General features: G+C 73.2%; 1 protein-coding gene. It reads right to left on the minus strand.

Features of this window, described 5'->3' with window-relative positions; genetic code table 11:
- Positions 1-19,154: type I polyketide synthase (locus ACFY12_RS31885; protein ID WP_390719435.1), on the minus strand; the 19,154-nt coding region annotated here is incomplete at its 3' end.
- Positions 19,155-19,262: the final 108 nt, after the last annotated feature.

Consider the following 19,262-nt stretch of genomic DNA (forward strand, 5'->3'; position numbering starts at 1 on the left):
ACCCCCTCCCCCCGCACACCCTCCAACGACGCACGCACCAAACGCCGCCCAAACACCCCAGACCCACGCACCGCCACCTGATCCTCCACCACACCATCGCCGTCCGGGCCGGTCGCCGTGCCGGGGAGCGTTCCCGTCAGCACGCCGCACAGTGCGTCGATCCGGCGGTCGTCCATCGCGTCGGCGTCCTCGCCGGCGGGCAGGTCGACCAGGCCGCCCCACCGCTCCGGCAGTTCCAGGGCTGCCACCCGGCCGAAGCCCCACAGCTGTGCCTGTGCCGGGTCGGCCGGGTGGTCGTCGCGGCCGGTGGACACCGCACCACGGGTGGCGCACCACACACGGGCCGGGACACCGGAGGCCTCCAGGGCCTGGATCAGCGTCAGGTTCCCGGTGACCCCGTACGTGACGTACGGGTGCTCGGGGTGAGCCTCACCGGCCAGGGCCAGCAGCGACAGCACACCGGCGACCGGCTCGGCACCAGCCGTACGGGCGATCCGCGCGGCCAGCGCCTCGGCGGCGGCGTCGCCGGGTGCCACCTCGACCCGCAGCAGGTTCTCGGCCCGGGCCTCCAGCGCGTCCGCCATCTTGGCGATGGCGTCGGCGGTGCGGTGCTCCTCGGGCACGGCGAGCAGCCAGGTCCCGGGCAGCACGGCCGTGGCGGGACCGCCGTAGGCGGCGGGGTCCGCGATCCGTCGCCAGGCCGTCCGGTAGCGCAGCGCACCGAGCGCGGCGCTCTCGTCCTGCCGCTTGCGCCAGGAGGACAGCAGCGGGAGCAGCGCGCTCAGCTGCTCGTGCTGCGCCCCGTCGGCGTGCAGCGTGCCTGCCAGAGCCGTCACGTCCGCGCGCTCCACGGCGGCCCAGAACTCACCGTCGGCGGCGAGCGCGGAGGGGGCCGCGGTCCGGGCGGTGGCGGCGGAACGCAGCCAGTAGTGCCTGTGCTGGAAAGCGTACGTGGGCAGCTCCACGTGGCGGGCGCCCCGGAACAACGGGGACCAGTCGACGGCCGCACCGGAAACATGGAGCTGCGCGAGGGCGGTGAGCGCCGTCTGTGCCTCGGGGCGGTCCCGGCGCAGGGAGGGGACGAGTACAGCGCCTGAGTCGGCCGACAGACACTCGCGTGCCATCGCGGTCAGCACTCCGTCGGGCCCCAACTCCAGGAAGATTCCTACGCCTTCGCGCTCCAGGGAGCGGATGCCGTCGGCGAAACGGACCGCCTCACGGACGTGACGGACCCAGTAGTCGGGGTCGCGGAGGTCGTCGGCAGTGGCGAGTTCGCCGGTGACATTGGAGACCACTGGCAGGGACGGGGCCTCGTACGACAACCCCGCCGCCACCCGACGGAAGTCCTCCAGCATCCCGTCCATCAACGGCGAATGGAACGCGTGACTGACGCGGAGACGCTTGGTCTTCACACCACGAGCCGCGAAGCGGTCGGCGACCTCCATTACAGCCGTCTCGTCGCCCGAAATCACCACCGACTGCGGGCCATTGACGGCTGCGATCGACACACTCGTGACGCCGGCCAACTCGGCGCGGACCTCGTCCTCCGCCACCGCCAGCGACACCATCGCACCACCGGACGGCAACGCCTGCATCAACCGCCCACGAGCCACCACCAACCGCGCCGCATCCGCCAACCCGAACACCCCGGCCACATGAGCCGCCACCAACTCACCCACCGAATGCCCCACCACAAAGTCCGGCCGCACACCCCACGACTCGACGAGACGGAACAACGCCACCTCCACCGCGAACAGCGCAGGCTGCGTGAAGCCCGTACGGTCCAGCGCCTCCGCATCCCCGAAGATCACCTCACGCAGCGGACGCCCCAGGTGGACGTCGAGCTCCGCACACACCTCGTCGAAGGCGTCCGCGTAGGCCGGGAACCGCTCGTACAGATCCCGCCCCATACCGACCCGCTGCGCCCCCTGCCCGGTGAAGAGAACCGCCGTGCGGCCGGCCTGTACCGCCCCTCGCACCACGTGCGGCGCCGATGTCCCCTCGGCCACCGCCGAGAGGCCGGACAGCAGCTCCTCACGGCCGGTGCCCAGCACCACCGCGCGCTCGGCGAACGGCGTACGCGTACGGAGCAGCGACAGTCCGATGTCGGCCGCCGACAGCTCCGGGTGTGCCTCGGCGTGGGTGAGGAGGCGGCGTGCCTGGTGGCGCAGTGCGGCTTCGTCCTTGGCCGAGACCGTCCACGGGAGGGTGGCCGCAGGCGTCGGCCCGTCCTGCGCCGGGGGCTCCTCGGAGTGCGGGGCCTGCTCCAGGATCGTGTGGGCGTTGGTACCGGAGATGCCGAAGGACGAAACCGCCGCGCGCCGCGGACGGCCACCCGTCTCCGGCCACGCGCGGGACTCCGTCAGGAGTTCCACCGCACCCGCCGACCAGTCGATCCGCGACGAGGGCACGTCCGCGTGCAGGGTCTTGGGCAGCATGCTGTGGCGCATGGCCATCACCATCTTGATGACGCCCGCGACGCCGGCAGCGGACTGCGTGTGGCCGATGTTGGACTTCAACGAGCCCAGGTGCAGCGGGCGTTCGGTGTCCCTGTCCTGGCCGTACGTGGCCAGCAGCGCCTGGGCCTCGATCGGGTCACCGAGGCGGGTACCGGTGCCGTGCGCCTCCACCGCGTCCACATCGGCCGCGGTCAGCCGGGCACCGGCCAGTGCGGCGCGGATGACACGCTGCTGGGACGGACCGTTGGGCGCGGTCAGCCCGTTGCTGGCACCGTCCTGGTTGACGGCCGAACCGCGGACCACCGCCAGCACCTCATGCCCATTGCGCCGGGCGTCCGAAAGGCGCTCCAGGAGCAGCAGGCCGACCCCCTCGCCCCAGCCGGTACCGTCCGCGGCGTCCGCGAACGCCTTGCAACGGCCGTCCGCCGACAGCCCGCGCTGACGGCTGAACTCGATGAAGAGGCTGGGGGTCGCCATGACGGCCACACCACCGGTGAGGGCGAGGTCGCACTCGCCCTGCCGCAGCGACTGAGCCGCCAGGTGCAGTGCCACCAGGGAAGACGAGCACGCGGTGTCGACCGTCACCGCGGGGCCCTCCAGGCCCAGGGTGTAGGCCACCCGCCCGGACAGGACACTGCCGGCGTTGCCGGTGAGCAGGTGCCCTTCGACACCGTCGGCCTCCTGCGGACGCTCCTCGCCGTAGCCGGACTTGGCGGCACCGATGAACACGCCGGTGGTGCTGCCGCGCAGTGTGGCCGGGTCGACGCCGGCGCGCTCGAAGGCCTCCCAGGAGGTCTCCAGCAGCAGCCGCTGCTGCGGGTCCATCGCCAGGGCCTCACGCGGTGAGATCCCGAAGAACTCGGCGTCGAACTCTCCGGCCGTGTGCAGGAACCCGCCGGCGCGGGCGTAGAACGTGCCCTGCCGCTCGGGGTCCGGGTCGTAGAGCGCGTCGGTGTCCCAGCCGCGGTCGGCCGGGAATCCGGCGATGGCGTCACGCCCCTCGGCGACCAGCCGCCACAGGTCCTCGGCGGAGGCGACGCCGCCGGGGTAGCGGCAACTCATGGCGACGATGGCGACCGGATCGCCGTCCAGCGCAGCGGAAACCGCCGGAGCCACGGCGGGTACGGCCGACTCGGCGGCCTCCCCGACGAGTTCACCGTACAGATACGTCGCGAGAGCGGCCGGGGTCGGGTAGTCGAAGACCAGGGTCACGGGCAGCCGCAGTCCGGTGACCGTGTGGAGACGGTTGCGCAGTTCGACGGCGGTGAGCGAGTCGAAGCCGATGTCCTTGAACGCCCGGCCCGGGTCGACGGCCTCGGCAGCCGCATGCCCGAGCACCGCCGCGACATGCGTGCCGACGAGTTCGGTGAGCGTACGCCCGGCCTCGTCCGGTGCCAGATCGGCGAGCCGACGGGCCAGTCCCCCGCCGTCGGCGGTCGCCGCGGCGACCGCGCGCCGCGCCGGAACCTTCACCAGACCGTGCCACAGGGGCACCAGCCCGCCCCGCCCCGCCTCGGCACGCAGGGCGCCCAGGTCGAGGCGTACGGGTATCAGCTGCGGCGCTGCCATGGAGTGGGCGGTGTCGAGTGCGGCGAGGCCGTCCTCCGTCGACAGCGCACCCACCCCCGAACGAGCGATCCGTGACAGATCCCGCTCACCCAGCCCCCCGGCCATACCACCGACCTCAGCCCACGGACCCCACGCCAACGACACCCCCGGCAAACCCACCGCACGCCGACGCGCCACCAGCCCGTCCAACGCCGCATTCGCCGCCGCGTAATTCGCCTGCCCCGCCGCCCCCACCACCCCTGACAACGACGAAAACAGCACAAACCACGCCAGATCCACACCCCGCGTCAACTCATCCAGATGCAAAGCACCCCGCACCTTCGCATCCCACACCTCCGCCACCCGCCCACCATCCAACGCCCCCACCACACCGTCATCCACCACTCCAGCCGCATGCACCACCCCCGTCAACGGATGCTCCACCGACGCCAACACCCCCGCCAACGCCTCACGATCCGCCACATCACACGCCACCACCCGCACCCGCGCCCCCAACGCCTCCAGATCGGCGACCAACTCAGCCGCCCCCGCAGCCCGCGGACCACTCCGACTGAGCAGCAGCAGGTGACGGATACCGTGCCGCGCAACCAGATGCCGGGCCACCGCCGCACCCAACGCACCCGTCCCGCCCGTCACCACCACCGTCCCCGCCCGGTCCAGATCACGCGGCAGCATCAGCACGTTCTTCCCCACATGCCGCGCCTGACTGATGAACCGGAACGCCTCCGGCGCCCGCCGCACATCCCATGCCCGCACCGGCAACCCCGCCAGCACACCCTCCTCCAACAACCCCACCACCAACCGCAGAATCTCCCCCACCCGCTCCACCGACGGATCCCCCAGGTCGAACGCGCGATACCCCACCCCCGGATACGCCTCCGCCACCTCGGCCGCATCCCGCACATCGGCCTTGCCCATCTCCACCAGCCAACCCCCCGCCGTCACCAACCCCAACGACGCATCCACAAACTCCCCCGCCAGAGAGTTCAGCACCACATCCACCCCACGCCCCCCGGTCCCCGCCCGGAAGGCCTCCGCAAAACCGGTGTCCCGCGACGACGCAATATGCCCCGCGTCCAGCCCCAACCCCCGCAACACCCCCTGCTTGGCCGGACTCGCCGTCGCGAATACCTCCGCCCCCGCCCACCGCGCCAACTGCACCGCAGCCATCCCCACCCCACCCGCACCCGCATGCACCAACACCGACCCACCCGACCCCAGACCACCCAGATCGAACAACCCATAAAACGCCGTCACATACACCACCGGCACCGACGCCGCCCGCGCCCACGACCAGCCCTCCGGCACCCGCACCACCAACCGCTCATCAACCACGACCACCGGCCCCACCCCACCCGCGAACAACCCCAGCACCCGATCCCCCACCCCAACACCACACACCCCGGGACCCACCTCCACCACCACACCAGCACCCTCCGACCCCATCACCGCACCCGCATCCGGATACATCCCCAACGCGATCAGCACATCCCGGAAATTCACCCCCGCCGCACGCACCGCAACCCTCACCTCACCCACACCCAACTCAGCGGTGGCCACAGTGGAGTTGTCCGCGAAGACCAGGCCGTCCGCGGTGCCCGTACCGGTCGGCTCCAGCCGCCAGGCGTCCGTGCCCGCGGGCACGGCGAGCTGCCCCGGTACGGCACGCGCCAGCCGGACGGCCGTCACCGAGCCCTCCCGCACGGCCAATTGAGGCTCACCCGAGGCAACGGCGGCGATGAGCACCTCGGCGGACGCCGACCGCTCGTCGAGGTCCACCAGCACAAAGCGCCCCGGGTGCTCGGACTGCGCCGACCGCACCAGACCCCACACCCCGGCCGCACCCAGATCCCGTACGTCCTCGCCGGCGACCGACACCGCACCGTCGGTCACCACCACCAGCCGGGCGTCCTCGGTGGCCTCGGTGGCCAGCCACGCCTGGACGAGCTCCAGCACGCGAGTCACGGCGCCGGGCGAGGCACCGTCCGCGTCCGCCGCCCCGTCGACGGCGGCGAACACCAGCTCGACGTCGTCCGGAACCGCGGCGAGGTTCACCGCCTCCGGCACACCGGGTACCGCGAGGAAACCGTCCCCGCTCAGGGCCGCACACCGGCCCGGGCGCGCCACGTCGGCGCCGGGGGCCGGGACGCCCACCCACTCCAGCCCGTACAGCAGCTCAGCGCCCTTGGGCCGCTCGCCGTCGAGCAGTTCGGCGGTGATCCGGCGCAGGACGAGTGCATCGACGGTGGCAACGGGCTCACCGGAAGTGTCGTACGCGGCGATCGTGACCGCGTTCTCCCCGGCCGGAGCCAGGCGGACGCGCAGCGCGGCCGCCCCCGACGCGTGCAGCCGCGCCCCGGTCCACGAGAAGGGCATACGGGCCACACCGTCGTCGGGGGTGACGACGCCGAGGCCGAGCGGGTGCAGCGCGGCGTCCAGGAGCGCCGGGTGCAGCCCGAACGCCCCTGCCTGGGCCGCGGCCTCCTCCGGCAGGCTCACCTCGGCGAACAGCTCCCGTCCGAGGCGCCAGACTCGCTCCAGCCCCGAGAACGCCGTGCCGTACGCGAAGCCCATGCCGTTCAGGCGCTCGTACAGGCCGGAGATGTCCACCGGCTCGGCACCGGCCGGAGGCCACTGGCCGAGACCCTCGACCGGGGCAGGAGTGGCCGGGGAGAGCGTTCCGGAGGCGTGCCGCGCCCACTCCTCCGCGCCGGAATCGGTACGGGAGTGGACGCCCACCTCGCGCCAGCCGGAGTCGTCGGCGGGCCCGACGGCCACCTGCACCGCCACACCGCCACGCTCCGGCAGCACCAGCGGCGCCTCCAGCGTCAGCTCCTCCACCACTCCACAACCGGCCTCGTCCCCGGCCCGTACCGCCAGCTCCAGCAACGCCGTCCCCGGCAACAGCACCTGCCCGGCCAGCGCATGCCCCGACAGCCACGGATGCGATGCCAACGACAACCGACCCGTCAGCACCGCTCCGCCGCCGTCCGCGAGGGCCACCGTCGCCCCCAGCAGCGGGTGTCCGGCGGCACCCAGGCCGACCGACGCCACATCTCCCGTACGGGCCACACCCTGCGGCCAGTAGCGCTCGCGTACGAAGCCGTACGTGGGCAGCTCGACCCGGCGCGCGCCCGTACCGGCGAAGAACGCCTCCCAGTCCACCCGCACACCTGTGACGTGCAGCTGGGCGAGAGCGGTCACCGCCGCCGACTCCTCGGGACGGTCACGGCGCAGGGACGGGACCAACACGGCGGCCGAGTCGCCCGACAGGCAGTCCCGGGCCATCGCCGTCAGTACACCGTCCGGACCCAACTCCAGGAAAGCCCCGACGCCTTCACGCTCCAGCGTACGGATACCGTCGGCGAAACGCACCGCCTCACGGACATGACGAACCCAGTAGTCGGGGTCGCACAGCTCCTCCGCCGTCGCCAATTCACCCGTGACATTGGAGACCACTGACAGGGACGGGACCTCGTAGGCCAGCCCAGAGGCGATACGACGGAAGTCCTCCAGCATCCCGTCCATCAACGGCGAATGGAACGCGTGACTGACGCGGAGACGCTTGGTCTTCACACCACGAGCCGCGAACCCCTCGGCAACCTCCAGTACGGCCGCCTCATCACCCGAAATCACCACGGAATTCGGACCGTTGACGGCTGCGATCGACACACTCGTGACGCCGTCCAGCTCGGCACGGACCTCATCCTCCGCCACCGCCAGCGACACCATCGCACCACCGGACGGCAACGCCTGCATCAACCGCCCACGAGCCGCCACCAACCGCGCCGCATCCGCCAACCCGAACACCCCGGCCACATGCGCCGCCACCAACTCACCCACCGAATGCCCAGCCACAAAGTCCGGCCGCACACCCCACGACTCGACGAGACGGAACAACGCCACCTCCACTGCGAACAGCGCAGGCTGCGTGAACTCCGTACGATCCAACGCCTCCGCATCCCCGAAGATCACCTCACGCAACGGCCGCTCGAGATGCGCATCCAGCTCCGCACACACCGCATCAAAGGCATCCGCAAAAACCGGGAAACGGGCATACAACTCCCGCCCCATCCCCACCCGCTGCGCACCCTGGCCAGTGAACAACACCGCCAGCGGCACCTCATCCCCGGCAACCCCCGAAACCACACCACCAGCCACCGCACCCTCAGCCACCGCCGACAACCCGGACACCAACTCATCCCGCCCGGAACCGACCACCACCACCCGATGATCCAACGCCGCCCGCGACACCGCCAACGACCAACCCACATCCACCGCCGACACATCACCCCCAGCAACCCACGACACCACCCGCCGCGCCTGCTCCCGCAACGCACCCGCCGTCCTGGCAGAGATCACCCACGGCAGAACTCCGGCCGCCGGAGCACGGTCTTCATCGACCGCAGCCCCGGAAACCTCCGGCGCCTGCTCCACGATCACATGCGCATTGGTCCCCGAGATGCCGAACGAGGAGACCGCCGCCCGGCGGGCCCGCCCGGTCTCCGGCCAGTCGCGGGGCTCCGTCAGGAGCTCCACCGCACCCGCCGACCAGTCCACGTGCGAGGACGGGACCTCGGCGTGCAGGGTGCGGGGCAATACGCCCGCGCGCAGAGCCAGTACGGTCTTGATGACACCGGCGACACCTGCGGCCGCCTGGGTGTGCCCGATGTTGGACTTCACCGAACCCAGCCACAACGGCCGGTCCGCCTCCCGCCCCTGCCCATAGGTGGCCAGCAGGGCCTGAGCCTCGATCGGGTCACCCAGTGCGGTGCCGGTGCCATGGGCCTCGACCGCGTCCACGTCGGCCGCCGTCAGCCGGGCGCTCTCCAGCGCGGCCCGGATGACGCGCTGCTGGGAGGGCCCGTTGGGAGCGGTGAGGCCGTTGCTGGCACCATCCTGGTTGACGGCCGAACCACGGATCACCGCCAGGACCTGGTGGCCGTTGCGGCGGGCATCCGACAGGCGCTCCAGCAGGAGCAGGCCGACGCCCTCGCCCCAGCCGGTACCGTCCGCGGCCTCCGCGAACGCCTTGCAGCGGCCGTCGGAGGCCAGGCCCCGCTGACGGCTGAACTCCACGAAGGCCAGCGGCGTGACCATCACGGTGGCGCCGCCGACCAGCGCCAGGGAGCACTCGCCCTGCCGCAGCGACTGCACGGCCCAGTGCAGGGCGACCAGGGAGGAGGAGCAGGCCGTGTCCACGGTGACGGCCGGACCCTCCAGGCCGTACGTGTAGGACAGCCGGCCCGACATCACGCTGGGGGCGCCGCCGGTCAGCAGATAGCCCTCGGAGCCGCTCGCGGCGTCCCCCATGCGCTCGCCGTAACCGGAGGGGCTGGCGCCGACGAACACGCCGGTGCGGCTGCCCTTGAGGCCGAGCGGGTCGATACCGGCCCGCTCGAAGACCTCCCAGGAGGTCTCCAGCAGCAGCCGCTGCTGCGGGTCCATGGCGAGGGCCTCGCGCGGGGAGATGCCGAACAGCCCGGCGTCGAACTCCGCGGCGTCCGCCACGAACCCGCCCTCGCGGGCGTAGGAGGTGCCCGGGTGGTCGGGGTCCGGGTCGTAGAGGGCGTCCAGATCCCAGCCGCGGTCGGTGGGGAAGGCGGTGATGCCGTCGGAGCCGGAGGCCAGCAGCCGCCACAGTTCCTCGGGCGAGCGGACGCCGCCCGGGAGGCGGCAGCCCATCGCCACGATGGCGACCGGATCGTCGTACGCGGCCGCGGCGGCCGGGCGGGTGCCGCCGGCCGCGGCAGGGGCGTCGTCCTGCTCCGTGCCGCCACGGACCTCGCTCAGCAGGCGGTCGGTGAGCGCGGCGGGGGTCGGGTGGTCGAAGACGAGGGTCGCGGACAGGCTCAGCCCGGTGGCCTTCCGGAGCCGGTTGCGGATCTCGACCGCGGTGAGGGAGTCGAAGCCCAGGTCGCGGAAGGCCCGGTTGGGCTGCACCGCGTCGGCCGAGTCATGGCCGAGTACGGCGGCGGCCTGGGCCCGTACGACGTCCAGGACGGCGCGGCGGGCCTCGGGCCCGGTCAGGCCCTCGAGGCGCTCCGCCAGCGCGGACAGCGGGGCCGCGGCGGTGCCGGCGGGCGCGCTCTCGCGCTCCGCTTCCAGGTAGCGGCGAACCTCGGGGATGTCCTCGATGAGCGGCCGCCGCCTGGCCATGGTGAAGCCCGGGGTGAACCGCTCCCAGTCCACATCGGCCACGGCGAGGAACGGGGTGTCCTCGTCGAGTGCCTGTTGCAGAGCGGCGATCGCCCGCTCGGGCGCCATCTCGCGCAGCCCGCGCCGCCGCATCTGCTCGTCCAGAGCGCCGACCACGGCCATGCCGCCGCCAACCCAGGAGCCCCAGGCCACGGAGGTCGCGACCCGGCCCTCGGCGCGGCGGACCTCGGCGAGCGCGTCCAGGTAGGTGTTGCCCGCCGCATAGGCGCCCTGGCCGCCGCTGCCCCAGACCCCGGCGTTGGAGGAGAACAGCACGAACGCGTCCAGGTCCGTGTCCCCCAGCAGGTCGTGCAGATGCGCGGCGCCGGTCACCTTGCCGCCGATGATGCCAGCGAACTCGTCGATCCCGGTCTCCATGACCGGCTTGGCGTGCGGCAGTCCCGCGGCGTGCACCACGGCCCGTACGGGGCCGCCGTCCTGCCGCAGTTCCTCGATGAGGGCGGACAGCGCCGCCCGGTCGGCCACGTCGCAGGCGGCGACGGTGACCTCGGGGCCGAGCGCGGACAGTTCGGCCCGCAGTTCGGCCGCGCCGGGGGCGTTCTCTCCGCGGCGGCTGGTCAGCACCAGGTGCTCGGCCCCGTTACGGGCCAGCCAGCGCGCCACATGCGCGCCCAGGGCGCCGGTGCCACCGGTGATCAATACGGTGCCGCGCGGCGTCCAACGGCCCGCCGCCCCCGCGTCGAACGGGGTGCGGACCATACGCCGTCGCAGCACACCGGCGGCCCGGACGGCCACCTGGTCCTCTCCGCCGGGGGCGGCGAGGACCGCGGCCAGGCGGTCGGCGGCCCGGCGGTCCAGTGCGGCGGGCAGGTCGACCAGCCCGCCCCAGCGATCGGAGTGCTCCAGCCCGACGACCCGGCCCAGGCCCCAGACCTGCGCCTGCTCCGGGCTGGGCGCGGCGTCGTGCGCACCCGCCGCCACGCCGCCCTGGCTGAGCAGCCACAGCGGCGCGGGAACCCCGGCGTCCCCCAGGGCCTGGGTCAGCACCAGGGTGGCTCCCACACCGGCCGGCAGCGCCTCGTGACCGGGGTAGGGGTCCACGTCCAGCGCGAGCAGCGAGACCACGCCGCCGACGGCCCGGTCGGCGGCCAGTTCGCCCAGCCGCGCGGCCAACTCGGCACGTTCACAGGTGCGGGGCACCTCGATCGGGATCACATCGGCGCCGTGCCGGGTGAGCGCGGCGAGGACGGCCGTCACGGTCGATGCGTCGGCGTGGCCGACCGGCACGGCGGCGAGCCAGGTACCGGTGAGCCGCGCCGGGGCCGGCTCGGGAGCCGTGGTCCAGACGATCCGGTAGCGCCAGGAGTCGAGGGTGTGCTGTTCCTGGCGGCGACTGCGCCACCGGGTGAGCGCGGGCAGCAGCTCGCTCAGCGGCGCCTCGGCGTCCACGTCGAGGGTGTCGGCCAGCGCCTCGAGATCGGCACTGTCGACGACCTCCCAGAAGCGGGCGTCCACCGGATCGGGTACCACGGTGTCCACGGGCTCCGCGACGCCCGACTCCAGCCAGAACTCCTCCTGCTGGAAGGCGTAGGTGGGCAGCTCGACCCGGCGGGCACCGGTACCCCTGAAGAACGCCTCCCAGTCGACCGCCGCCCCTGCCGTGTGCAGTCGCGCCAGGGCGGTGACGGCCGCTGGTTCCTCGGAGCGGTCGCGCCGGAGGGAGGCGATCAGTTCAGCGTCGGAGTCGCTCAGCAGGCACTCACGGGCCATGGCCGTCAGGACACCGTCCGGGCCCAACTCCAGGAAGACACCGGCACCTTCACGCTCCAGCGTGCGGATGCCGTCGGCGAAGCGGACCGCCTCGCGGACATGGCGGACCCAGTAGCCGGGGTCGCACAGCTCCCCGGCGGTGGCCAGTTCACCCGTGACGTGGGAGACCACCGACAGCGAGGGCGCGTGGTACGACAGCCCCTCGGCCACCTGACGGAAGTCCTCCAGCATCGCGTCCATGAGCGGGGAGTGGAAGGCGTGGCTGACCCGCAGGCGCTTGGTCGTCACTCCACGGGCCGCGAAGCGGTCGGCGAGCGCCAGTACAGCCGTCTCGTCACCCGAGATCACCACCGAGCGTGGGCCGTTGACGGCCGCTATGGAGACCTTTTCGAGGCCCTCCAGCTCGGCACGGACCTCATCCTCCGCCGCGGCCAGGGACACCATCGCCCCACCGGACGGCAGGGCCTGTATCAGCCGGCCACGGGCGGCCACCAGCCGGGCGGCATCCGCCAGGCCGAACACCCCGGCCACATGCGCCGCCACCAACTCACCGATCGAATGCCCGGCCACGAAGTCCGGCCGCACACCCCAGGACTCGGCCAGGCGGAACAGCGCCACCTCGACCGCGAACAGCGCAGGCTGCGTGAACTCCGTACGGTCCAGCGCCTCCGCATCCTCGAAGAGCACTTCACGCAGCGGCCGTTCCAGATGCGTGTCCAGCTCCGCGCACACAGCGTCGAAGGCTTCGGCGAAGGCCGGGAACCGCTCGTACAGCTCCCGCCCCATGCCGACCCGCTGCGACCCCTGCCCGGTGAACAACACCGCCAGCGGCACCTCGTCCCCGGCAACCCCGGAGACGACCCCGGAGGCCTCCGTGCCCTCGGCCAGCGCCGACAGCCGGGCCGTCAGCTCCTCACGGCCCGCGCCGACCACCACCGCCCGGTGCTCGAACACCGCCCGCGACGACACCAACGACCAGCCCACATCGACCGGTTCCCCATCCTCAAGACCAGCCACATGGGTGGCCAACCGCCCCGCCTGCGCCCGTAGCGCCGCCTCCGACTTCCCCGACACCACCCACGGCACCACACCGCCCACAGCCGGAACGTGATCCGCGCCGTCGCCGGTCTCGGCTTCCGGCTCGGGCGCCTGCTCCAGGACGACATGGGCGTTGGTGCCCGAGATGCCGAAGGATGACACGGCGGAACGCCGGGCGCGCCCGGCTTCCGGCCAGTCGCGGGGCTCCGTCAGCAGCTCCACCGCACCCGCCGACCAGTCCACATGCGAGGACGGCGCGTCCACGTGCAGGGTGCGCGGCAGCACACCCGCCCGCATCGCCATCACCATCTTGATGACGCCGCCGACGCCGGCAGCCGCCTGTGTGTGCCCGATGTTGGACTTCAGCGAACCCAGCCACAGGGGGCGTTCGGCATCGCGCTCGCGTCCGTAGGTGGCCAGCAGGGCCTGGGCCTCGATCGGGTCGCCGAGAGTCGTACCCGTGCCATGGGCTTCGACGGCGTCCACATCCGCCGCCGACAGCCGGGCATTGGCCAGGGCCTGACGGATGACGCGCTGCTGGGCCAGGCCGTTGGGAGCGCTGAGGCCGTTGCTGGCGCCGTCCTGGTTGATCGCCGAGCCGCGGACGACGGCCAGCACCTGGTGTCCGTTGCGTACGGCGTCGGACAGGCGCTCGACGACGAGCAGACCCACGCCCTCGCCCCAGCCCGTGCCGTCGGCGGCCTCGGCGAACGCCTTGCAGCGGCCGTCGGCGGCCAGCCCGCGCTGCCGGCTGAACTCGACGAAGACACCGGGGTGCGGCATGACGGTCACGCCGCCCGCGAGAGCCATGGTGCACTCGCCCTGGCGCAGTGCCTGGACCGCGAGGTGCAGGGCGACCAGGGAGGAGGAGCAGGCGGTGTCGACGGTGACCGCCGGGCCCTCCAGGCCCAGGGTGTAGGAGATCCGGCCGGAGACCACGCTGGAGACGCTGCCGGTGAGGAAGTAGCCCTCGGAGCCGTCGGGGGTCTCGCGCAGGCCGGTGCCGTAGCCGTTGGCGGAGGCGCCGATGTAGACGCCGGTGCTGGTGCCGCGTGCCGCGGCGGGGTTGATGCCGGCGCGCTCGAAGGCCTCCCAGGCGGTTTCCATCAGGAGCCGCTGCTGGGGGTCCATGGCCAGGGCTTCGCGGGGTGAGATGCCGAAGAACGCGGCGTCGAACTTCCCGGCGTCGTGGAGGAATCCGCCCTCGCGGGCGTAGGTGGTGCCGTGGTGGTCGGGGTCGGGGTCGTAGAGTGCGTCGGTGTTCCAGCCGCGGTTGGCCGGGAACGGGGTGATCGCGTCGCCGCCCTGGGCTGCCAACTGCCAGAGCGCTTCGGGGGAGTTGACTCCTCCGGGGTAGCGGCAGCTCATGCCGACGATGGCGATGGGCTCGTCGTCGGCCGCGGCGGCCACCGGGACCGGAGTGCCGGACTCCTGGCGGATGCCCAGGAGCCGGCCGCGCAGATACTCCGCCAGCTTGGCGGGGGTGGGGTGTTCGAAGACCAGGGTGGAGGGCAGCCGCAGTCCGGTGGCCTCGGCGATGCGGTTGCGGATCTCCAGGGTGGTCAGGGAGTCGAAGCCCAGGTCCTTGAATGTCCGGGTGGTGTCGATGCGTTCGGGGTCGCTGTGCCCGAGAGCCAGGGTGGTCTGGGTACGGACGAAGGTCAGCAGCTCGCGGTCGCGGTCCGCCTCGGACAGTGCGGCCAGCCGCTGGGTCAGCGGGGTGTCCGTGCCGGTGGCGGTCTCGTCCCAGCCGGGCCGGGCGGCGCGCAGGAGGGCGCGTACCTGCGGCAGGTCGTGGAAGAAGGGCCGGGGGCGGTCGGCGGAGAAGACGGGGAAGAAGCGCTCCCAGTCGACTTCGGCCACGGTCAGGGCCGTGTCGTCGTGGTCGAGGACGTGCCGCAGCGCGGTGACCGCGCGGTCCGGGTCCATCAGCGGCAGGCCGCGGCGGCGCAGCTGGTCGCGGTCCAGCTGTGCGGCCATGCCGCCCTCGCCCTCGGTGCCGGTGGGGGCCCAGGCTCCCCAGGACACGGCGGTGGCGGTCAGGCCACGGGCGCGGCGGTGCTGGGCGAGGGCGTCGAGGTAGGCGTTGGCGGCGGCGTAGGCACCGTGTTCGGCGCTGCCCCAGATACCGGCGATGGAGGAGAACAGGACGAAGGCGTCCAGGTCGGTGTCGCCGAGAAGGGCGTCCAGGTTGCGGGCGCCGTCGGTCTTGGCGCGCAGCTGTGCGGCGAGGGCGTCCGGGCCGAGGGTGTCCAGCGGGATCTCGTCGACCACACCGGCGGCGTGGACGACGGTGCGGACCGGCCGCCCCTCCTGGGCGAGGCGGCGCAGCAGGGCGTCGAGCTGGGTGCGGTCGGCCACGTCGCAGGCGACGCACTCCGCCCGGGCGCCGGACTCGGCCAGTTCGGCGGCGAGTTCGCGGGCGCGGGGCGCGTCGGTGCCGCTGCGGCTGGTGAGGACGAGGTGGCGGGCGCCCTCGCGGGCGAGCCGGCGGGCGACGTGGCGGCCCAGGGCGCCGGTGCCGCCGGTGATCAGTACGGTGCCGGTGGGCTGCCAGGTGCGGGCGGCGGGCTGGTCGCCCTTGGCCGCGGCGGCCAGGCGGCGCAGGTGCGTGCCGGAGGCGCGGACCGCGAACTGGTCCTCGTCGCCGGGTGCGGCGACGACGGCGCACAGCCGCCGCAGCGCCAGGTCGTCGGGGTTCTCGGGGAGGTCGAGGAGTCCGCCCCAGCGCTGCGGGTGCTCCAGGGCGAGGACCCGTCCCAGGCCCCACAGCGGGGCCTGTTCCACGGCGGTCGGCGGGTCGGCGGGTCCGGTGGAGACGGCGCCGCGGGTGAGGCACCACAGCGGCGCGTCGATGCCGGTGTCGCCGAGGGCCTGGGCCAGGGCGACGGTCAGGGCGAGGCAGACGGCGGCGCCGGGGTGGGCTGGGTGCGGCTGGTCGGCCTCGGCCAGCAGGGACAGCACTCCGGCCGGTTCGGTGCCGTCGACGGCTTCCCGCAGCAGGTCGGCCACCCGCTGCCGGCCGGTGTCCCGCTCGGCGAGTTCGGCCGTACGGATCCGGGCACCGCCGCGGGTGAAGGCGTCCAGGACGGTGGTCACGTACGGGGAGTCGGCGTGGCCGGCCGGGACGACAGCGAGCCAGGTGCCGGTGAGCCGGACCGTGGGCGGTTCGGGTGCGGTCCGCCAGACGACGCGGTAGCGCCAGGCGTCGACGGCCCGCTGTTCGTCCTGGCGACGGCGCCACTGCGCGAGGGCGGGCAGCAGTTCGCTCAGCGGGGCGTCGGGGCGCACGTCCAGGGTGTCGGCCAGGGCCTGGAGGTCGGCGCTGTCCACGACCTGCCAGAAGTGGGCGTCGGCGGCCGCCGGCTCGGCGTCCGTGCCGGTCCGGCCGGAGTCGTGCGGCGCGTCCAGCCAGTAGCCGTCGCGCTGGAAGGCGTAGGTGGGCAGCTCGACCCGGCGCGCTCCGGCGTCCTTGTAGAAGGTCTCCCAGTCGACGCCCACGCCGCTGACGTGGAGCTGGGCGAGGGCGGTGAGCGCGGCCCGTTCCTCCTCGGGACGGTCGCGGCGCAGGGACGGGACGAGTACGGCGTCGGAGTCGGCGGGCAGGCAGTCGCGGGCCATGGCGGTCAGGACGCCGTCGGGCCCCAACTCCAGGAAGGTGCCGACGCGTTCGGCGCGCAGGGTGTCGATGCCGTCGGCGAAGCGCACGGGCTCGCGGACATGGCGGACCCAGTAGTCGGGGTCGCGGAGGTCGTCGGCGGTGGCGAGCCGGCCGGTGACGTGGGAGACCACGGGCAGGGACGGGGCCTCGTAGGTCAGTCCGGAGGCGATGCGGCGGAAGTCCTCCAGCATCGCGTCCATGAGCGGGGAGTGGAAGGCGTGGCTGACCCGCAGGCGCTTGGTCTTCACACCGCGGTCCGAGAACCGTTCGGCGATCTCCAGTACGGCGGCCTCATCGCCCGAAACGACCACGGAACAGGGGCCGTTGACGGCCGCGATCGACACCTGTGCAAGGCCGTCGAGCGCTGCGCGGACCTCGTCCTCCGGGGCGGCCAGGGACACCATCGCGCCGCCGGACGGCAGGGCCTGTATCAGCCGGCCACGGGCGGCCACCAGCCGGGCGGCATCCGCCAGGCCGAACACCCCGGCCACATGCGCCGCCACCAGCTCACCGATCGAATGCCCGGCCACGAAGTCCGGGCGGATGCCCCAGGACTCGGCCAGGCGGAACAGCGCCACCTCGACCGCGAACAGCGCGGGCTGCGTGAACTCCGTACGGTCCAGCGCCTCCGCGTCCCCGAACACCACCTCGCGCAGCGGACGCCCCAGATGCGCGTCCAGCGCCGAGCACACCGCGTCGAAGGCATCCGCGAAGGCCGGGAACCGCTCGTACAACTCGCGGCCCATTCCCAGGCGTTGGGCGCCCTGCCCCGTGAAGAGCACGGCCAGCGCGCCGGTTCCGGACGCATCCGCGCGTCCCCGGACGACGTGGGCCGCCGCGGTGCCCTCGTCCAGCGCCGCGAGGCCGGACAGCAGTTCCTCCCGGCCGGTGCCCAGCACCACCGCGCGGTGTTCGAAGGTGGCCCTGGTGGTCGACAGCGACCAGCCGATGTCGGCCGCCGCGGCACCGTCGTCGGCCGCGGCCCGGTCCGTGACGTGTGCGGCGAGGCGGGCGGCCTGGGCGCGCAGAGCGGGTTCGGAGCGGGCCGAGAGCGGCCACGGGACCAGGCCGCGCGTGGTGGTGCGGGGTGCGCCGTCGGGCTCCTCCGCCGGTGCGGGGGCCTGTTCGAGGATGGTGTGGGCGTTGGTGCCGGAGATGCCGAACGAGGAGATGCCCACGCGCCGGGGCTGCCCCTGCTCCCGCCACTCACGGGCCTCGGTCAGCAGCCGTACGCTGCCGGCCGACCAGTCGATGTGCGGGGACGGCTCGTCGGCGTGCAGGGTGCGCGGCAGGGCGCCCTTCTGGAGGGCGAGCACCATCTTGATGACGCCGGCGACACCCGCGGCGGCCTGGGTGTGGCCGATGTTGGACTTGACCGAGCCCAGCCACAGGGGCTGGTCGGCGGGCCGTTCGCGCCCGTAGGTGGCCAGCAGGGCCTGCGCCTCGATGGGGTCACCCAGCGCGGTGCCGGTGCCGTGGGCCTCGACGGCGTCGACCTGCGAGGCGGGCACACGGGCGTTGGCGAGCGCGTCGAGGATGACGCGTTCCTGTGAGGGGCCGTTGGGGGCGGTCAGGCCGTTGCTGGCGCCGTCCTGATTGATCGCCGAGCCGCGGACAACGGCCAGCACCTGGTGTCCGTTGCGTACGGCGTCGGACAGGCGCTCCAGGACGAGCATGCCGGCGCCCTCGGCTGCGCCGAAGCCGTCGGCAGCGGCGCCGAACGCCTTGCAGCGGCCGTCGGGGGACAGGGCGCGCTGCCGGCTGAGCTCGATGAGGATGCCGGGGGTGGCCATGACGGTGACGCCGCCGGCCAGCGCCATGGAGCACTCGTCGCGGCGCAGCGCCTGCACCGCCCAGTGCAGGGCGACCAGGGACGAGGAGCAGGCGGTGTCCACGGTGACGGCCGGGCCCTCCAGGCCCAGCACATAGGCCAGCCGGCCGGAGGCGACGCTGGTGGTGTTGCCGGTGAGGATGTGGCCCTCGACCGCTTCGGGAACGCGGTGGGAGCTGGGGGCGTAGCTCTGGGGCATGGCGCCGACGAAGACGCCGGTGCGGCTGCCGCGCAGCGTACGGGCGTCGATGCCGGCCCGCTCCAGCGCCTCCCAGGAGGTCTCCAGCAGCAGCCGCTGCTGGGGGTCCATGGCCAGCGCCTCGCGCGGGGAGATCCCGAAGAACTCGGCGTCGAAGCGGTCGGCGTCGTGGAGGAAGCCGCCGCCGCCCATGTAGAAGGTGCCGGTGCGCTCGGGGTCGGGGTCGTAGAGCGTTTCGAGGTCCCAGCCGCGGCCGGTGGGCAGCCCGCCGGTCGTCTCACCGCCCTCGGTGAGCAGGTTCCACAGCCGGTCGGGGCTGTCGATGCCTCCGGGGAAGCGGCATCCCATGGCGACGATCGCGATCGGCTCGCGGTCCTTGGACTCGAGCTCCCTCAGCCGCTGGTTGGCCTGCCGCAGGTCGGTGGTCGCCCGCTTGAGGTAGTCGCGAAGCTTGTCTTCGTGCGCCATGGTGATGTCAACTCCGTTTGGCAACCGGCAGAACTACGGGCGGGGCCGCTCGGCCGGCCCCAGGGACTCCTCGTGCTCCGGCGCGGCCGTCCGGCCGCGGGGCCGTAC

Origin of the sequence: Streptomyces sp. NPDC001339, assembly GCF_042895955.1 — a bacterium.
In the GTDB taxonomy this organism is placed as follows: Bacteria; Actinomycetota; Actinomycetes; order Streptomycetales; family Streptomycetaceae; genus Streptomyces.